General features: G+C 68.9%; 15 protein-coding genes. 9 read left to right on the top strand and 6 right to left on the bottom strand.

Features of this window, described 5'->3' with window-relative positions; translation table 11 throughout:
- Positions 1–93: 93 nt before the first annotated feature.
- The 7 genes from ugpC to FVA80_RS15210 all read left to right on the top strand — a co-directional run bounded on the left by ugpC (position 94) and on the right by FVA80_RS15210 (position 7763).
- Entirely contained in the window at positions 94–1155 is a 1062-nt protein-coding gene (gene ugpC / locus FVA80_RS15240; protein WP_147906901.1) for a sn-glycerol-3-phosphate ABC transporter ATP-binding protein UgpC, read from the top strand.
- 80 nt (positions 1156–1235) lie between these two features.
- Positions 1236–2546, top strand: coding sequence for an ABC transporter substrate-binding protein (locus tag FVA80_RS15235; RefSeq protein WP_147906900.1), 1311 nt, complete (start codon positions 1236–1238; stop codon positions 2544–2546).
- A gap of 52 nt (positions 2547–2598) precedes the next feature.
- The gene (locus tag FVA80_RS15230) at positions 2599–3555 is read left to right on the top strand and encodes a sugar ABC transporter permease (RefSeq protein WP_147906899.1); all 957 of its coding nucleotides are present in this window, start codon (positions 2599–2601) and stop codon (positions 3553–3555) included.
- An 89-nt stretch (positions 3556–3644) separates the two neighbouring features.
- Complete coding sequence (locus FVA80_RS15225; protein ID WP_246692423.1) at positions 3645–4490, top strand: carbohydrate ABC transporter permease; 846 nt, start codon at positions 3645–3647, stop codon at positions 4488–4490.
- Between the two features lie 128 nt (positions 4491–4618).
- On the top strand, positions 4619–6235 hold the full coding sequence (locus tag FVA80_RS15220; RefSeq protein ID WP_147957839.1) for a dihydroxyacetone kinase subunit DhaK: 1617 nt from the start codon (positions 4619–4621) through the stop codon (positions 6233–6235).
- A gap of 38 nt (positions 6236–6273) precedes the next feature.
- Complete coding sequence (locus FVA80_RS15215) at positions 6274–6822, top strand: NADPH-dependent FMN reductase (RefSeq protein WP_147906963.1); 549 nt, start codon at positions 6274–6276, stop codon at positions 6820–6822.
- Complete coding sequence (locus FVA80_RS15210) at positions 6807–7763, top strand: D-2-hydroxyacid dehydrogenase family protein (protein ID WP_187193364.1); 957 nt, start codon at positions 6807–6809, stop codon at positions 7761–7763. Before FVA80_RS15215 ends, FVA80_RS15210 begins: the two co-directional genes overlap by 16 nt.
- Positions 7764–7765: 2 nt before the next feature.
- Here the strand turns inward: FVA80_RS15210 and FVA80_RS15205 are convergent, their stop codons facing one another.
- Genes FVA80_RS15205 through FVA80_RS15190 form a run of 4 tightly spaced genes read right to left on the bottom strand, consistent with a single transcriptional unit; the run spans position 7766 to position 11815 of the window.
- Positions 7766–8869 (bottom strand): ABC transporter permease, encoded by a 1104-nt coding sequence (locus tag FVA80_RS15205; RefSeq protein ID WP_187193362.1) that lies wholly within the window; start codon positions 8867–8869, stop codon positions 7766–7768.
- Positions 8866–9789: an ABC transporter permease subunit gene (locus FVA80_RS15200; protein ID WP_147906896.1), complete on the bottom strand. Its 924-nt coding sequence runs from the start codon at positions 9787–9789 to the stop codon at positions 8866–8868. The genes FVA80_RS15205 and FVA80_RS15200 overlap by 4 nt, the downstream gene beginning before the upstream one ends.
- Positions 9786–11375: a peptide ABC transporter substrate-binding protein gene (locus tag FVA80_RS15195; protein ID WP_147906895.1), complete on the bottom strand. Its 1590-nt coding sequence runs from the start codon at positions 11373–11375 to the stop codon at positions 9786–9788. Before FVA80_RS15195 ends, FVA80_RS15200 begins: the two co-directional genes overlap by 4 nt.
- Before the next feature lie 2 nt (positions 11376–11377).
- Positions 11378–11815 carry a heme-binding protein gene (locus FVA80_RS15190; RefSeq protein ID WP_147906894.1) on the bottom strand — a complete coding sequence of 146 codons (438 nt, stop codon included), beginning with the start codon at positions 11813–11815 and terminating at the stop codon, positions 11378–11380.
- Positions 11816–12026: 211 nt separating this feature from the next.
- On the opposite strand from FVA80_RS15190, the gene FVA80_RS15185 reads away from it, so the two are divergent.
- Positions 12027–12995 carry a hypothetical protein gene (locus tag FVA80_RS15185; protein ID WP_246691964.1) on the top strand — a complete coding sequence of 323 codons (969 nt, stop codon included), beginning with the start codon at positions 12027–12029 and terminating at the stop codon, positions 12993–12995.
- 56 nt (positions 12996–13051) lie between these two features.
- Here the strand turns inward: FVA80_RS15185 and FVA80_RS15180 are convergent, their stop codons facing one another.
- On the bottom strand, positions 13052–14086 hold the full coding sequence (locus FVA80_RS15180; RefSeq protein WP_147906893.1) for an alpha/beta hydrolase: 1035 nt from the start codon (positions 14084–14086) through the stop codon (positions 13052–13054).
- Between the two features lie 74 nt (positions 14087–14160).
- A complete protein-coding gene (locus FVA80_RS15175) occupies positions 14161–15225 on the bottom strand; it encodes a WcbI family polysaccharide biosynthesis putative acetyltransferase (RefSeq protein WP_147906892.1) in 1065 nt (354 codons plus the stop codon).
- A gap of 194 nt (positions 15226–15419) precedes the next feature.
- On the opposite strand from FVA80_RS15175, the gene FVA80_RS15170 reads away from it, so the two are divergent.
- The gene (locus tag FVA80_RS15170) at positions 15420–16751 is read left to right on the top strand and encodes an MFS transporter (protein WP_147906891.1); all 1332 of its coding nucleotides are present in this window, start codon (positions 15420–15422) and stop codon (positions 16749–16751) included.
- The last annotated feature ends 705 nt before the right edge of the window (positions 16752–17456 follow it).

The raw sequence follows: 17456 nt of genomic DNA, 5'->3' as shown, positions 1-17456 counted from the left end.
AATTCAGGGTCGGCCGGCTTGCTTTCCGCCGGATGCTCTATTGTACTGCTCAGACAGGAGTCGCCGTCAGAGCGTCCCTGATTGGGAGGAAGCATGGCCTCGGTGGGAATCCGCGAGGTTCGCAAGGCTTTCGGATCGACGAACGTCCTGCACGGTGTGTCCGTGGACATCCGGGACGGTGAGTTCGTGATCCTGGTCGGGCCTTCGGGCTGCGGAAAATCGACGTTGCTCCGGATGATTGCCGGCTTGGAGAATATCTCCGGCGGCGAGATCCGTATCGGCGAGCGTGTCTTCAATGATGTTCCGCCCAAGGAGCGGGACATCGCGATGGTGTTCCAGAATTACGCGCTCTACCCGCACCTCACGGTTCGCGAGAACATGGCGTTCTCGATGCGGATCCGGAAGGCGCGGGCGGCCGAGATCGACGAGCGCGTCAGCAAGGCCGCGCAGATCCTCGGGCTGACCCATCTCCTCGACCGCTACCCGCGCCAGCTCTCCGGCGGCCAGCGGCAGCGCGTCGCCATGGGCCGGGCCATCGTGCGCGATCCGCAGGTGTTCCTGTTCGACGAGCCGCTGTCGAACCTCGACGCCAAGCTGCGCGTGGCGATGCGGACCGAGATCAAGGAGTTGCATCAGCGCCTGAAGACGACGACCATCTACGTCACGCACGATCAGATCGAGGCCATGACCATGGCCGACCGGATCGTGGTGATGCACGACGGCGTGGTCGAGCAGATCGGGCCGCCGCTGGAACTCTACGACCGGCCCGACAACCTGTTCGTGGCGGGCTTCATCGGATCCCCGGCGATGAACTTCGTGAACGGGACTGTCCGGAGGAACGGGAACCTCGTCTTCGCGGCGGATTCGGGTCTGACGATCCCCCTGAACGAGGCGCCGGCGGGCATCGAGGGCCGGAAGCTGGTCCTCGGGATGCGGCCTGAGCATTTCGATCTGGCGCGCGACGGGATCGCCGCCGAGGTCGTCGTGGTCGAGCCGACCGGGTCCGAGACCATGCTGGCGGTGCGCGCCCAGGGTCAGGACTTCACCTGCGTGCTGCGCGAGCGCGTCAGCGAGGGGCCCGGCGAGACCGTCTACCTGCGCCCGAACCGCGTGCACTTCTTCGATGCCGAGTCCGGACGACGCCTGCCGACCTGACCCGTTTTCGGTTGCCGAGCCCGGCCGCCCGGACGAACCGCGTCCGGGGCGCGCCGATCCATTCAGGGAGTGACGCCACGATGACCAGACTCGACCGCCGTTCCCTCCTGGCGGGTGCCGCCGCGACCGGGCTCGCCGCGGGCAGCGACCTGCTGGGCTTCGCCCGGGCCTGGGCGCAGACCGCCGAATGGAAGCCTGAGCCCGGCGCCAGCCTGTCGCTCCTGCGCTGGAAGCGCTTCGTGCCGAGCGAGGACGAGGCGTTCCTGCGGATGGTGGACGCCTTCACCAAGGCGACCGGCGTCAAGGTGTCGGTCACCAACGAATCCTTCGACGACATCCAGCCCAAGGCGTCCGTGGCGGCCAATACCGGGCAGGGGCCCGACATGGTCTGGGGCCTGTTCTCGTTCCCGGCCCTGTTCCCGGACAAGTGCCTGCCGCTGGAGGACGTCGCCGATTCGCTGGCCAAGAAGTACGGCCCGTGGTTCCCGTCGGCGGAGGCCTACGGCAAGGTCAAGGGCAAGTGGATCGCGATCCCGGTCGGCTTCAACGGCGGCTACCCGAACTACCGGATCTCGGCAATGCAGAAGGCCGGGTTCAGCAAGTTCCCAGAGGACACAGCGGGGTTCCTGGAACTCTGCCGGGCGATGAAGAAGAACAACACCCCGGCCGGCTTCGCCCTCGGGCATGCCACCGGCGACGGCAACACCTGGTGCCACTGGGCACTCTGGTCCCACGGCGCCAACCTGGTGGACGCCAACGAGAAGATCGTGATCAACTCGCCCGAGACCGCCAAGGCGCTCGAATACGTCAAGTCCCTCTACGAGACCTTCGTGCCCGGCACCGTCTCGTGGAACGACTCGTCCAACAACAAGGCGTTCCTGGCGGGCGACCTGTACCTGACCAACAACGGCATCTCGATCTACGCTGCGGCCAAGAAGGACAACCCGAAGCTCGCCGAGGACATGGACCACGCGGTCTGGCCGATCGGGCCCGCCGGCAAGCCCACCGAGTTCCAGCTCGCCTTCCCGATCCTGGCGTTCAAATACTCGAAGGCGCCCAATGCCTGTAAGGCCTTCATCAGCTTCATGATGGAGGCGTCGAACTACAATCCCTGGCTGGAGGCCGCGCAAGGTTATCTGTGCGAGCCGCTGTCGAACTATCCCAAGAACCCGATCTGGACGAGCGATCCGAAGAACGCGGTCTTCGCCGAGGCGGGGCGGCGGTCGCTGGCGGCCGGCGGCCTCGCGCCGGTGAGCGAGCGGATCGCCGCGGTGCTGGCCGACTTCGTGGTGGTGGACATGTTCGCCAGCCACTGCACCGGCCGGGAGGACGTGAAGACCGCGATCCGCAACGCCGAACGCGCCGCTCAGCGCATCTTCCGCAACACCTGAACACGGCCGGCCGCGGGCCCTTCGTCCGCGGCCTCGATTTCGAGGCGTACCCATGGCGCACACGGCCCTGACACAGCCGGCTCCAAATGCGGTCCTGACCCGCTCGGCCTGGCAGCGCCTGCGCGCCAGCCGCGGTTGGGCGGGCTTCTGGTTCATGCTGCCGACGGCGCTGATCCTGGGCCTGTTCCTGGCCTATCCGCTGCTGAAGGGCATCTGGCTGTCCTTCACCAACACCCGGATCGGCCGGGAGGGCACGTTTATCGGCCTGGAGAACTACGCCTGGCTCTGGGACGACGACGTGTTCTGGCTCTCGGTGTTCAACACCTGCCTTTACACGGCGGTGGCCTCGGTGGTGAAGTTCGGCGTCGGGCTCTACCTCGCACTGCTGCTCAACAAGAACATGCCGTTCAAGTCGATCGTCCGGTCGATCGTGCTGATCCCGTTCGTGGTGCCCACGGTCCTGTCGGCGATCGCGTTCTGGTGGATCTTCGACAGTCAGTTCTCGATCATATCGTGGTCGCTGCGCCACATGGGGATCATCGACGGCAACATCGATTTCCTGGGTCAGCCGAGCATGGCCCGCGCCTGCGTGATCTTCGCCAACATCTGGCGCGGGGTACCGTTCATCGCGATCACGCTCCTCGCCGGGCTGCAGACGGTCTCGCCGTCGCTCTATGAGGCTGCGACCCTCGACGGGGCCTCGAACTGGCAGATCTTCTCGCGCATCACCCTGCCGCTGCTGACGCCGATCATCGCCGTGGTGATGACCTTCTCGGTGCTGTTCACCTTCACCGACTTCCAGCTGATCTGGGCGATGACCCGGGGTGGCCCGGTCAACGCCACGCACCTGATGGCGACCCTGTCGTACCAGCGCGGCATCCTCTCCGGGACGCTCGGCGAGGGGGCGGCGATCGCCACCGCGATGGTGCCGTTCCTTCTCGCCGCGATCGGCATCTCGTGGTTCGGCCTTCAGCGCCGGGCCTGGCAAGCCGGGGGAACCGACCGATGAGCGCACCCGCTCCGCCCGCCCATGCCGACCCGCGCCTCGCCTCCGTCGTGGCGGCCCGCCCCGCCGGCCTCACCGACGACAGCGAGGGGATGGCCTACCTGGAGCGCCTGCCGCGGCGGCTCGTGACCACCTACCTGCCGCTGCTCATCATCCTGGCGGTGCTGCTGTTCCCGTTCTACTGGATGGCGCTCACGGCGATCAAACCGGACGAGCAGCTGATCGACATGGAGCGGTTCAACCCGTTCTGGGTCGTGGACCCGACGCTCAAGCACATCAACAAGCTCCTGTTCGAGACGCAGTATCCACGCTGGCTCTGGAACACGATGTACGTGTCGGTGGCGGCCACCATCCTGTCGCTGTTCGCGAGCGTGCTGGCCGCCTATGCCTGCGTGCGGATCCGCTACCGGGGCGCCGGCTGGGTCGGCGCGGCGATCTTCCTCGCCTATCTCGTGCCGCCCTCGATCCTGTTCATCCCGCTCGCCACGATCATCCAGGCCTACGGCCTGTTCGATTCGCCGATCGCCCTGATCCTGGCCTATCCGACCATCCTGATCCCGTTCTCGACCTGGCTCCTGATGGGCTACTTCAAGACCATTCCCTACGAGCTGGAGGAATGCGCCCTCATGGATGGCGCGAGCCGGTGGCAGATCCTGACCAAGATCATCCTGCCGCTCGCCTTCCCGGGCCTGATCTCGGCCGGGATCTTCTCGCTGACCCTGTGCTGGAACGAATTCATCTACGCGCTGACGTTCCTGTCCTCGACCCAGAACAAGACCGTGCCGATCGCGGTGGTCAGCGAGTTCGTGGACGGCGACGTCTACAAGTGGGGTTCGCTGATGGCCGGCGCGCTGCTCGGCTCACTACCTCTGGTGATCCTCTACTCGTTCTTCGTGGAATACTACGTCTCCGCGCTCACCGGCGCCGTGAAGGAGTAGCGGCTGCGGGCCCGAACATCGCGTAAAATGCGCCGACAGCCATTGTGCCGGGGCCTGCGATTGCTCAGACACTCCGCCCCGCCGCCGCACTGTGAGAGCTGCGGACCGAGATCGCGGAAGGTCACGCCATGGCCCACTTCATCGAGGCTCGCGCCACCCTGGTCGGCGACGCCATAGCGGGGCTCCTAGCGGCCAGCGGCGGCCGCCTGGCGCGGCTGGACGGCGACCCCGACATCCGCGTCGTGCTGCGCGCCGACCTGGATGCGGACAAGGTCGCGGTGATCTCGGGCGGCGGCTCCGGGCACGAGCCGGCCCATGCCGGGTTCGTCGGAGCCGGCATGCTGAGTGCCGCCGTGTGCGGCGACGTCTTCGCCTCGCCGAGCGTCGATGCGGTCCTCGCCGGGATCCTGGCGGTGACCGGGCCGGCCGGGTGCCTGCTGATCATCAAGAACTACGCGGGCGACCGGCTGAATTTCGGCCTCGCGGCCGAACGGGCCCGGGCCCTCGGCCGCAAGGTCGAGACCGTCGTCGTGTCCGACGACATTGCGCTCCCGGCGGCCAAGCAGCCGCGCGGCGTGGCCGGCACCCTGTTCGTGCACAAGGTCGCGGGACACGCGGCGCAGGCGGGCGCCCCGCTGGAGGCCGTCGCGGCGCTCGCCCGCCGGGTGGCGGATTCGGCGCAATCCCTGGGGATCGCGGTCTCGACCGCGACCATTCCCGGTTCGCCCCGGAGCGAGCGCTTCGTGGGGGGGCAGGCGGAACTCGGGCTCGGCATCCATGGCGAGCCGGGGGTGGAGCGCATCGCGCTGCCCGGCGCCGGCGATCTGGCCCGTCTGATGACCGAGCGCTTCTCCGCGACCGGGCCGCTGGCGCTCCTCATGAACAATCTCGGCTCGGCCACGGCCCTGGAGATGCAGGTCCTGACCCAGGCGGTGCTGGCCACCGATCTCGGCCGGCGGGTGCGCCTGCTGCTCGGGCCGGCGCCGCTGATGACTGCGCTCGACATGCACGGGGCATCGGTGTCGATCCTGCCACTCGACGACGCGATCGAGGCGGCGTTGCTGGCGCCGGTCCCCGTGCCGGCCTGGCCCGGTGCGGTGCGGATCGCGCCGCCGGTCCTGCGCCCGCTTCCCGCAGAGCTCGCGGGCGAATCCTTCGCGCCGTCGCGCGATCCCGCGGTGGCCGCGCGGCTCGCCGCCGTCACGCGGGCGCTCATCGCCTCGGAGGGCGCGCTCAACGCCCTGGACGCGAAGGTCGGCGACGGTGACACCGGCACCACCTTCGCCGGCGCGCGGGCGGTGGAAGCGGAGATCGACCGGCTGCCGCAGGCCGACCCGGCAGCCCTGTGCCGCGCGCTGGCGGAGCGGATCGGCCGCGCGGTCGGCGGTTCGAGCGGCGTGCTGGCCTCGATCTTCTTCGCCGCCGCCGCGTCCGCGCTCACCGACGGTGCGTCCTGGCCCGACGCGTTGGAAGACGGCGTGGCCCGGGTCAGGGGCTACGGCGGTGCCGGCCCGGGCGACCGGACCCTGCTGGACGCCCTGATCCCGGCGCTCGAAGCCCTGAAATCGGACGGCCTCGACGCCGCCGCCGCTGCCGCCCGCGCGGGCGCCGCCGCCACGGCCCGGATGGACCGCGCCGCCACCGGTCGGTCAAGCTACCTCGCGGCGGCGGATCTCGCTGGTGTCGAGGATCCGGGAGCGGCCGGGGTTGCGATGGCGTTTGAGGCGTTGGCGGCGGCGCGTTGATGTCCGAAGCATCGTCTGCGTCGGGCCGTCAGTTGGATGTGAGGCTTCTCGCGCTGTCTGGAAGCACGCGCCATACTTCGACGAACACCGCGCTGTTGAGGGCACTGCAAGCCATCGCACCGGAGCGTATTCGCATCTCCGTCTACGACCGTGTCGGCAGCCTCCCCATTTTCTCGCCGGATTTAGAAGGTTCGCTCACTCCACTCGCGGCACAGGAATTCCTGCGAAGCGTGCGCGACTGCCAGGGCATGATCATCGCGAGTCCGGAATATGTCCGGTCTATTCCCGGTGGACTGAAGAATGCCATCGATTGGCTGATATCAACATCGTTTGTGATCGATAAGCCCATCGCGCTCGTGCATGCGTCTCACCGGGGCGACGACATGCTGCAGGCTCTGCGCACCGTGCTCGCGACGGTCAGCACGCAGTTCAACACCGATCTTTTCTTGCGTCTGCCGCTGCTCAACGAGACTCCGGAGCGCATCGCGCATATCGTCGGCGTGCCAGCCAACCGGTTGTCGGCAGAGAACTTTCTCGAGACGTTTGCGACCTTCTGCCGAGAGTGTGCTGCGTGCGAACCTGCCTGATCCTCGACGACTATCAGAACGCGGCGCTCGGCCTCGCCGATTGGGCGCGCCTGTCCGACCGGGTCGCGGTCGCGCCGGTCACCGAGCACATCGCGGATCGGGACGCCCTCGTGGCCAGGATCGACCAGGCCGAGATCCTGGTGATCATGCGCGAGCGCACGCCGTTTCCGGCGGATCTGCTGGAGCGTCTGCCCCGCCTGAAGCTGCTGGTGACCAGCGGCATGCGCAACCTCGCGATCGATGTCGCGGCGGCGCGGTCGCGGGGCATCACGGTCTGCGGCACGGGATCGAGCCCCACGCCGCCGACCGAGCTGACCTGGGCGCTGATCCTGGGCCTCGCCCGCCACCTTGCGGTCGAGAACCGGAATCTTCGGGACGGTGGTCCGTGGCAGAGCACGATCGGGACCGATCTGGCCGGGGCGACGCTCGGTATCCTGGGGCTGGGCAAGATCGGTGCGCGCGTCGCCGAGATCGGCCGCGCCTTCGGCATGCGGGTGATCGCCTGGAGCCCGAACCTCGACGATGCCCGGGCCGCAGCCGCCGGGGTGGAGCGTGCGCAGTCCAAGGACGCCCTGCTCGAGGCAAGCGATGTCGTCAGCATCCATCTGGTGCTCGGCGAGCGCACACGCGGCCTTCTGGGCGAGGAAGAGCTGCGCCGGATGCGACCGGGCGCCCTGCTGGTGAACACGTCGCGCGCGCCGATCGTCGATCAGGCCGCCCTGGTCCGGGCCTTGGAGGAGAGGTGGATCGCGGGAGCTGGACTCGACGTCTTCGAGACCGAGCCGCTGTCGGCCGACAGTCCGTTCCGGCACCTGCCGAACGTCCTGGCGCTGCCCCATGTCGGCTACGTCACGCGCAGCAACTACCGGACGTTCTTCACCCAGGCCGTGGAGGATATCGAGGCGTGGCTCGCCGGTTCGCCGATCCGGCTGCTGGGCTGACGTCAATCGCTGCGCGGGTCGACGGCGTCGGCCAGGCCGTCGCCCAGGAGCGTCAAGGCGACCAGGGTGGCGATCAGGAAGGCGGCCGGACCGGCCAGCATGTGGGGGGCCGACTCGATCGCCCGGGCGCCCTCGGCGATCAGCACGCCCCAGCTCGTCTGCGGCTCCTGAACGCCCAGCCCGAGGAACGACAGGAAGCTCTCAAGCAGGATCACCTGCGGCACCAGCAGGGTCGCCGCCACGGCTACCGGGCCGAACGTGTTCGGCACGATGTGGCGCAGGATGATCCGGGGCGTGCCGAGGCCGAGGGCGCGGGCGGCGCGGACGAAGTCGCGCTCGCGCAGCGACAGGGTCTGCGCCCGGACGATCCGGGCCATGTCGAGCCATTCCACCGCGCCGATGGCCACCAGCATCAGCGTCAGGCTCGCCCGGAAGAACACCAGCAGGAGGATGACGAAGAACACGAACGGCAAGGCGTAGAGCACGTCCACCAGTCGCATCATCACGGCGTCGACGGCGCCGCCGACGAAGCCGGCGGTCGCGCCGTAGCCGACGCCGATGAGCAGCGCGACCAGGGTGGCGGTGAGTCCGATCAGGAGGGAGACGCGGCCGGCGACGAGGCAGCGGGTGAGCAGGTCGCGGCCATGCACATCGGTGCCGAGGGGGAAGTACAGGCGCCGCACCGGCACGCGCACGATCAGACGCGTCCCATCCTGCGAACCGTCGACGACCCGCGGCTCTCCGAACAGGTCGGAGCGCGGCAGGTAGACGAGGCTGCGCCGGTCGAATGCGGTCTCCGAACCCAGCGTCAGGCGTACTGTGTCACCGTCGCGGGCCACGTCGTCGAGGCGGGCCCGCATCCGGAAGGCGAGGCGTTCGAGGGCCGGGCGCAGATGCTCGGCATCCGGCTGCGCCCTCAGGCCGGCCGGAAGCTGGCGCAGGTCTGGATAGGCCCGTACCGGATCGTGCCCGGTCAGCGCCGGGCCGAACAGGCAGGTCAGCGCGGTCAGGACGAGCACGGCCAGGGAGGCCATCGCCACCCGTTCGCGGCCGAGCCGGAGCAGCATGCGCGCCGCAGGCCCGGTGGTGATGCCCCCGGTGCTCATGCCAACCGCCGCAGGCGCGGATCGAGCCAGGCACAGGCGAGGTCGGCGATCAGGTTCAGGGCGATGACCAGCACCGCGACCACCAGGACAGTGCCCATCACCAGCGTGTAATCGCGGTTGAGTGCCCCCTCCACGAAGTAGCGGCCGATGCCGGGCAGGCCGAAGATGGTCTCGACCACCACGGATCCGGTGAGCAGGGCCGCCGCCAGCGGGGCCAGGTAGGCGACCACCGGCAGGAGCGCCCCGCGCAGCGCATGCCGGGTGATGCGAACGGGCGGCAGGCCGAGGCTCCGCATGGTCCGCACCGGTTGGGTGCGCAGCACCTCGCCGAGCGAGGCGCGGGTCAGGCGTGCCAGCGCGCCCACCTGCGGCAGCGCGAGGGTCACCACCGGCAGGATCAGGTGGCTCGGCGCGCCGCCCTCCCAGCCGCTCAGCGGCAGCCAGCGCAAGGTCAGCCCGAACACGATCTGCAGGAGCGGCGCCACCACGAAGCTCGGCAGCGACAGCGACAGCGCCGCGCCGAGGCCGAGCAGCCGGTCCAGCGCGCCGCCGCGCCGGAGCGCCGCCACGGTTCCGAGCCCGATCCCCAGGCAGGTCGCAAGCGACAGGGCCAGGGCTCCGAGGGTCGCCGAGATCGGCAGCCCCCGGGCGATCAGGTCGCGCACGCTTTGGTCGCGGAACGAGAAGGACGGGCCGAGATCGCCCCGCGCCAGGGCCGCCAGGTACCCGCCGAACTGCACGATCAGCGGCCGGTCCAGGCCGTAGACCCGCCGCAGGTTGTCCATGGCGGCCGGCGCCAGCGGACGCTCGAGGTCGAACGGCCCTCCGGGCGCCAGCCGCATCAGGAAGAAGCTCACGGCCACCACCGCGAACAGCGTCGGCACCGACTGCGCGAGGCGGCGCAGGATGAAGCGGATCACGCGTCGAGCCTCATGAAGCGGGTCGGTGCGGCGTTGCGCAGGTTCGGGACGTACCCGTGCAGCCGCGGTGCGATCAGCGCCTTCGAGCGATAATGCATCAGCGGGATCCAGGGGAGCTCGCGCAGCGCGATGGACTCGGCATCGCAGAGCAGCTCGGCCCGGCGGGCGAGGTCGCGTTCGGCGGCCGCGCTGGTCAGGAGCGCGTCGTAGGCCGCGTCCGACCAGCGGCCGGCGTTCAACCCATCGTTGCCGCTCTGGAGCAGAAACAGGAAATTCTGCGGATCGGAATAGTCGGCAATCCAAGAATAGCGGGCGACGTCGAAGCTGCCGCCGTCGCGCAGATACGCGAAATGCGTCTTGGCGTCGGTGTAGACAAACCGTGTCTCGATCCCGAGGTCGCGCCACATCTCGGCCACCGCCACCGCGGTGTTGCGGTTGTTGTCGCTGACGTTGAACCGGTACTCCACGGTGAGCGGCCGCCCCGGCCCGAAACCGGCCTCGTCGAGCAGGCGGCGCGCCTGCGCCTCGTGGTCGATCGGCAGGCCCAGGCGCCCCGCGGTCTCGGGCGGCGTCCGGTAATTGTCGATGCCCGGCGGGCACAGGGAATAGGCGGGGCTCATGGTGCCGCCGTAGAGCCCGTCGGCGAGATATTCCCGGTCGATGAGCAGCGACAGCGCCTGGCGGACCCGCCGGTCCGAGAACGGCGCCTTGTGGGTGTTGACCACCAGGGCTTCGAGCCCGAGCGACGGACCGAGGACCACCTGGGCGCCGAAGCGGCGGCGCAGGTCGGCGATCTGGTCGGCCGGGAGCTGGGACAGCGAGTCGAGTTCCCCCGCCGTGTAGCGGCGCACCGCGCTCGACAAGTCCGGCGTCGGCAGGAAGGCGACGCGCCGGATCGCGATCGCGCGGGCTTCGGGATGGTGCGGATTGACCTCGAGGGTGATCGCCCCGCCCGGCACCCGGTCGACCAGCCGGTAGGGGCCGTTGGTCACGAAGTTGCCCGGGCGGGTGAACGCATCGCCGTAGCGCTCGATCGACGCGCGGTGCACCGGCAGGGCGGTCTGATGGGTCAGGAGCTCGAGGACATACGGCGTCGGCTGTTCGAGGGCGATCCTGAGCCGGAGAGGCCCTTCCGCCGCGACCCCGAGGGTGTCGCCGGCTGCATCGCCGCGGTTCACCGCCGCCGCCCCGCGGATCGGAAACAGGATCTCGGCGTATTTCGCCCCCGTGGGCGGCGCCAGGATGCGGCGGAACGCATAGACGAAATCGTCCGCGGTGACGGGGTCGCCGTTCGACCATCGTCCGTCCGGACGCAGCTCGAAGTGTAAGATGAGTCCGTCATCGGAGACGGTCCAGGATCGGGCGGCGCCCGGGATGATGGCCCCGTGATTGTCGTAGGTCAGGAGGCCGTCGAACAGGTCGCGCAGGATATGCGCCTCCGCCACCGTGGACGACCGGTGCGGATCGAGGGTCTCGGGATCGGCGTCGTTGCCGCGGCGATAGAGGCCGGGTTCGCCGGCGTGGGCGACCCGCGCCACCGCGAGGGCCGCGACGCCGGCCAGCCACGCGCGCCGGCGGATCGCCATCCTCAGGCGCCGGTCTCGGGCACCAGGCCGGCGGCTTCGATCGCCGCCACCGCGCAGATTTCGTCGTTGTCGGACGTGTCGCCCGAGATGCCCACCGCGCCGAGCAGCCGCCCCTCGCGGGAGCGGATCAGCACGCCGCCCGGCACCGGGACGAGCGCGGCCGGGCCGGCGACGTGGCTCACGGCGGCGACGAAATAGGGCTGCGCCTCGGCCCGCGCATGGATCGCCCGGGATCCGAGCCCCAGCGCCAGGGCGCCGTTGGCCTTCCCACAGGCGATCTCGGCCCGGCGCAGCGACGTGCCGTCCTCGACAGACACCGATTTGAGCGCGCCCCGGTCATCGTACACCACCACCGCCATCGGTTTCAGCCCACGGGTCCGGGCTTCGCGCAGGGCGGTATCCACGATGCTGCGGGCGGCCTCGAGCGTCAGATCGATCATCGGAATCCAAGGGCTGTCGCCGCTCCGGGCGGCGGTCCGATCCTTACCGGATCGATCGGGGACCGGTCCACCACAACGCCAGCCTGGTCGTCTCAGCCGGCGCGCTCGACGGCTTGTCTCCTGAACGGCCCGGGTGTTTCCGCTTGTTTCCGGCGCCGTCGGGCGGCATGTGTCGGCGTGCCGGCAGGCGCTCTTGGAGGATGGCCTAACTTTGTCTCAGGCAGGCGCGCGCGGTATCGCGGTTGGGCGGAACGGCTGGCTGTTCTGGGTCGGCCGCTCGGACGAACTGGTGGATCTGTACACCGACTCCCCGGCGACACGCCGCTTGCTGCGCCGATGGGTGCGGCTGGTCGTCGGCCGCGTCCGTCGGGCCGAGTCCCTGGGCGCAACCTACGTCCAAGCGATCGTGCCCGAGAAGATCGCTATCCATGCCGACACGCTCGACCGGCCGTTCCCGGGCCTGGCCGATCCGCCCGGCGCGCGGCTCGGCCGGCTCCTGGCGACGCAGACGCGGGCGGACCTGGTCGATCTCTACGAGCCCCTGCGGGCGGCGCGCGCCGAGGAACCGGTCTATCTCCGCACCGATACGCACTGGAACCATCGCGGCTACATCGCGGCCTACCGGGCGCTGTGCGAAGCGCTCGCGGTCGCGCCGGCGCCGCACGTGCTCGACGCCACCGGCCAACCCGCGCGCTTCGTGTTCGATCTCGGCGGCAAGCTCAAGCCGCCGGTGGACGAGGCCTATTTCGCCCACGAATTCCCCCGGCGGGCCCAGCGCAGCGAGGCCAACGCCCTGGTGCATCTGCGCGAGACCGGACGGGTCGCAGGCCGGGGCGGCTTCTTCGTCGGATCGCGCGCGGTGATGCGTAATCTCGAGGCCGCCGATCCGCGGCGGATCGTGCTGTTCGGCGATTCCTACGTGTTCGATCAGGGGCCGCGCCTCACCGCGATGCTGGCCGAGAGCTTTCGCGAGGTTCACGCGATCTGGTCCGCCGAGATCGACTGGGCCTACGTCGCCGCCGTGAAGCCCGACCTCGTGGTCTACGAGATCGCCGAGCGCTTCCTCCGGCGCGTGCCGACCGACCGCTTTTCAGTCGACGCGTTCGCGGAGCGGCGGGTCCGGCGCGAGTTGAATCCCACCGTGCTCGACCGGCTGCGCACCCTTCTGCGCCTGCGCTGACGCGCAGAACGCCGCCCGACGCGTATCCCGCCAGCCCCGCAGGTGACGCGATCGCATCACGCCGGGGGCGATGCCGGCGCCCAGGTAAGGTTCTCCAGGAAGGTGTCGAAGTCGGCGATCATGTCGTCTGGCCGCTCGAAATGCGGGAAGGCGCCGGTCGGCAGGGTGAGGACGCGCCAGTTCGGCCGGCCCGCGACCCGCGGCGCCAGCCGGTAATCGACGAAGTCGCCGCGCCGCCCGTGCGCCATCCAGACCGGATGGCGCAACGTCTCGTAGAGACGCGTCGTGTCGGTCGGGAACAGGTGGCCTGCGATGAAGCAATACGGGGCGTGCTCGGCACCCGGCTGGTGGGCCGAGGCGTAATCATACGCGAACAGACCCTCGTCGATGTCCTTCGAGCCGAACGTCTTCTGCAGGAAGAAGCGCATGCTCGGCCGGGAGGCCAGCGCATCGAAGAGGGGCCGGCCGAGGGGCGGCCGGTCCAGCAGGTTGCGCAGTCCGTCGCGTCCCCGATGGCCGTCCGGAGGTCCGTCGCCGGAGAGTCGCGCATCGAACCCGGTGGGGCTGATCAGGCCGAGGCTGCGGTAATCCTCCGGCCGCTCGACAGCCGCGCGGGCGAGGTAGGAGCAGGACAACGACAGCGCCATCGCGTCGATGGCGCCAACGGAATGCCGTTGCCGGATCTCGGCGACGGCCGCACGGATCGCTTCCACCATCAGGCGGGGCGTGTAGAGGCGGCGCGATCGCTCGGAGAATCCGAAGCCCGGCAGATCCAGGGCGTAGACCGGGCGGGTCTGGCGGTAATGCAGGTAGAGCGGACGGACCTCGTAGGCGTTCGCGGCCGCGTTGATGGAGTGGATCAGCAGGAGCGGCACGCCGTCCCGGTCGGTCGTCCCATACAGCGAGAGCGCGCCGGCGCGATCCGTCGCGAGCATCTCGTGCCGGCCGGGCAGGGCCGGCGGCAGGTCCATGTGGCGGTCGACGGCGAACCGGCTCCAGCCGACGAGCCCGGCGGCCGAGCCGAGACCGGTCAGGATGGCCGCGATCCCGAAGCGACCGGCGCGTGTCTTCTTACGAGGCTGCCGGCTCATCGGGGCTCCAGAACCTCGGTCGGCCCCGACCCGGACGGTGCCAGTGCCGGGAAAGGGGAGACAGTGCCGTCGTATCAGGATGCGTGGCCGGCCAGGCTGTTCGACGCCAACGCCGGGGAACGTCCGGAGGGGCGGATCGGGCTGATGTCCCGGCCCGCCGCCTCGCGGAAGAAGTCCACCGTCGCCGGATCGTTGCGCCAGTCCTGGACGCGCCGCGAGACCAGGGCCTCGCGCGGGCGCTTGTCGTAGTTCGCGTAGGCCGCCGCCACGAATTCCGGCCGCGTCATCGTGCGGGCAGGGCCCGAGCGGCGCGTCTCGGCCTTGAAGAAGAGCGCGCTGCCGGGAATGCCGTAATGCGCGCCAATCTCGGGATAGACGGGCCAGCTGCCCTGGCCCCCGAGGTCGTCGGGCACGAAGGCGTCCAGGTCGCATTCGGGGTAGGCGACGCCGGATTTGGTCAGCAGCCCGCGGGCGAGGTCGGCGACCACGTAGAGCTTGGTGTGGTTGATCGAGTGCATGAAGCAGCCGCGGCGCGCCCACCGCGTCAGGTGCGTATCGAGATCGTACTGCGCCTGGGCGCCGAGGCCACGCAGGTAGGCGACCGACTCGTTCCAGAGATCGAAATAGCCCAGCCGCTCGAAGACCGGCTCGGCAAACAGGCGCAACGCCTGCGCCTGCGAGAAGCCGGCCAGATAGGCGTAGAGCGTGATCGCCGAATGCGAATGCCCCATCGGCCCGGAGATCAGGCCGTTGAGCGAGACGGCATCCTGCACGCCGACATGGATCAGATCCGGATGGTAGGCGCCGAACACGATGGTGGGGATCAGCCGGACCTTCGGGTGTGTCCGAAACCGGTCGATCGTGCCGCCGTCCTTGAACCGGGGCAGGTAGATGCTGGAATAGACGTGATCGTAGCCGTCGGCATGCGCCATCAGGTCCACGAGCTTCGGGAAGCGCCGGGTGACCGTGAAGGCCGAGACGAAATCGACCTGGGCGTCGGGCAGCAGGAAACGCAGCACCTTGGCCATGGAGCCGGCCTGGCAGACTCCGACCACAAGGATGCGAGGCGAGCCCGTCCGCTTCTTCCCGATCTGCGCAAGCCGGTGCCGCGCGCGCCAAAGGCTATCCACCGTCAACATGCCGCTTCTCTCGCATGTCCGCGGGCCGTGGGCAAACCGCACCGACGGCCCGGAGGCGGCTATCGGCGCGTATCGCAACCGGCAAGCAACACCGGAGGGCAGACTATGACAGTGGCGCGAAGTTGTCGTGCCTCAGGACTGGTGGCGGGGCCGTGCCTGATCCAAGCCGAGCCGACAGAGCCGGGAGGATTAAGATGGCGCCGACAAACGTGCCGGAACCCGTTTCGGATATCGAGCGGGCGACCCTGCGCAAGATCACCTGGCGGATCCTGCCGTTCCTGATGCTCGCCTACTTCATCGCGTTCGTGGACCGGGTGAATGCCGGCTTCGCGGCGCTGCAGATGAACCACGATATCGGCTTGTCCGCGGCGCAGTTCGGATTGGGCGGCGGCCTGTTCTACGTGTCCTACGTGCTGTGCGAAGTGCCGAGCAACCTCGCCATGGAGCGGTTCGGCGCTCGGATCTGGATCGCCCGGATCATGATCACCTGGGGGCTGGTTTCGGCGGCCATGGCGTTCGTCGTCGGGCCCACTTCGTTCTACGCGGTCCGCCTGCTGCTGGGCGCCGCCGAGGCCGGCTTCTTTCCCGGGGTGATCCTGTACCTCACCTACTGGTTTCCCCGCGCCTATCGGGGGCGGATCGTGGCCGTGTTCATGGTGGCGATCCCGATCTCGAGCTTCCTCGGCTCACCCATCTCGGCCTCGATCCTCAACACCGACGGGATGCTGGGCTATCGCGGCTGGCAATGGCTGTTCATCCTCGAGGCGATCCCGGCGGTGCTGCTGGGGATCATCGCATTCGCGGTCCTGCCTGACGGCCCCGGCAAGGCGCGGTGGCTCACGCCGCAGCAGAGCGCGTGGCTACAGGATCGGCTGGCCGCCGAGCGGGCCTCCGTCGTGCCGGGCGAGGCGGCACCGGCCCGGCATCTCTCGGTCTGGCAAGTGATGCGCAATCGCTACGTGCTCGCCGCTTCGCTGATCTACGCGGGCGCCTCCGGGGCCAGCCAGTGCCTGTCGCTCTGGCAGCCGCAGATCATCAAGTCGTTCGGGCTGACGAACCTGGAGACGGGCCTGCTGAATTCGATCCCGTTCGGCATCGCCTCGGTGCTGATGATCCTGTGGGGCCGGTCCTCCGACAGGCGGCGGGAGCGGGTCTGGCACACGGCAATCCCGCTGGGCCTGCTGGCGCTGAGCCTCGCCGCCTCGATCGCGACCACGCAGCTGCTGCCGACGATCCTGATCCTGTGCCTCGCGGTGACGGCGACCTACATGGTGAAGGGGCCGTTCTGGGCGCTCTCCACCGAATGGCTGTCGGCCGGAGCGGCGGCGGCCGGCATCGCGCAGATCAACGCGATCGGCAATATCGGCGGGTTCATCGGCACATACCTGCTCGGTGTGATCAAGGATGCCACCGGCAGCTACCCGCTCGGCCTGTTGCCCCTCGTGGTGCTGTCGGGATCGGGCTGCCTGCTTGTCGTGGGCCTCGGACGAGGCCGGCAGCGGGGCGTTGCGCCGGCGCGGGCCTGATCGAGCCTACCGGCCGGCATCGATTCGCCATCGGATGCACTTCGGCGGGCGGATGACACCGTTTCGCGGTCGATTCGCCCGCCTGCGTAGCCGTATCGATGGCACAGGTGTGAAATTCGTGTGTCGGCCCGCGGGCTCATCACGAGGCCGGGACGCGCCCTGAACTTTGCAAGACGATCAATATCGCGCGACCCGCCGATCTATAGCGCGTCCGAGGTGCATGATCGTATGACGGGAAAGAATATCGGTGCGGCGTTGCTGCAAATACCTGCCCAGGCCGCACAGCGGACTCGCCTGTTGACACGGCAATGCTCGCACGTTCTTATTCTTGTGCCTGAGGCATGACGCCTCAGCGGTACCCTTCCTCCGCGATGATCGCTTTCGGAAGGTCTACGCGAGTTGCTCGCGCACCCGGATATTCAAATTCTATAGCGCTCAATTGATTGAAATATTGATCGCGCTTAACAGTCTATATGACCCAAAAGGTCAGGTCTGATTGGTGTCCGAGATTATTCTTGAAGCCAAGAAACGACGCTGCCAGCCCACAAGCTGGCAGCGTCGCCAGCCAGGCGACAACGACGACCGAAGTCTTGGGGCGGAAACGAGCCCTTCGAAGTCAAGTAAAGCGCCGTCTGAGCAGCGCGCCGAAGTGATAAGCGCTCAGACTTCAGAAACCGGAGGGAGTTTTTGAGAACATCCTTTGTC

The organism is Methylobacterium sp. WL1 (assembly GCF_008000895.1).
Taxonomy (GTDB): Bacteria; Pseudomonadota; Alphaproteobacteria; order Rhizobiales; family Beijerinckiaceae; genus Methylobacterium.
This window is presented reverse-complemented; position numbering and strand designations above follow the sequence as displayed.

Excerpts from the sequence above, each read along its gene's own strand:
- FVA80_RS15220 (WP_147957839.1), top strand. The coding sequence starts at position 4,619 with ATGGCCCACTTCATCGAGGCTCGCGCCACCCTGGTCGGCGACGCCATA.
- FVA80_RS15180 (WP_147906893.1), bottom strand. The coding sequence starts at position 14,086 with ATGAGCCGGCAGCCTCGTAAGAAGACACGCGCCGGTCGCTTCGGGATC.
- FVA80_RS15190 (WP_147906894.1), bottom strand. The coding sequence starts at position 11,815 with ATGATCGATCTGACGCTCGAGGCCGCCCGCAGCATCGTGGATACCGCC.
- ugpC (WP_147906901.1), top strand. The coding sequence starts at position 94 with ATGGCCTCGGTGGGAATCCGCGAGGTTCGCAAGGCTTTCGGATCGACG.
- FVA80_RS15230 (WP_147906899.1), top strand. The coding sequence starts at position 2,599 with ATGGCGCACACGGCCCTGACACAGCCGGCTCCAAATGCGGTCCTGACC.
- FVA80_RS15235 (WP_147906900.1), top strand. The coding sequence starts at position 1,236 with ATGACCAGACTCGACCGCCGTTCCCTCCTGGCGGGTGCCGCCGCGACC.
- FVA80_RS15225 (WP_246692423.1), top strand. The coding sequence starts at position 3,645 with ATGGCCTACCTGGAGCGCCTGCCGCGGCGGCTCGTGACCACCTACCTG.
- FVA80_RS15170 (WP_147906891.1), top strand. The coding sequence starts at position 15,420 with ATGGCGCCGACAAACGTGCCGGAACCCGTTTCGGATATCGAGCGGGCG.
- FVA80_RS15205 (WP_187193362.1), bottom strand. The coding sequence starts at position 8,869 with ATGAGCACCGGGGGCATCACCACCGGGCCTGCGGCGCGCATGCTGCTC.
- FVA80_RS15175 (WP_147906892.1), bottom strand. The coding sequence starts at position 15,225 with ATGTTGACGGTGGATAGCCTTTGGCGCGCGCGGCACCGGCTTGCGCAG.
- FVA80_RS15195 (WP_147906895.1), bottom strand. The coding sequence starts at position 11,375 with ATGGCGATCCGCCGGCGCGCGTGGCTGGCCGGCGTCGCGGCCCTCGCG.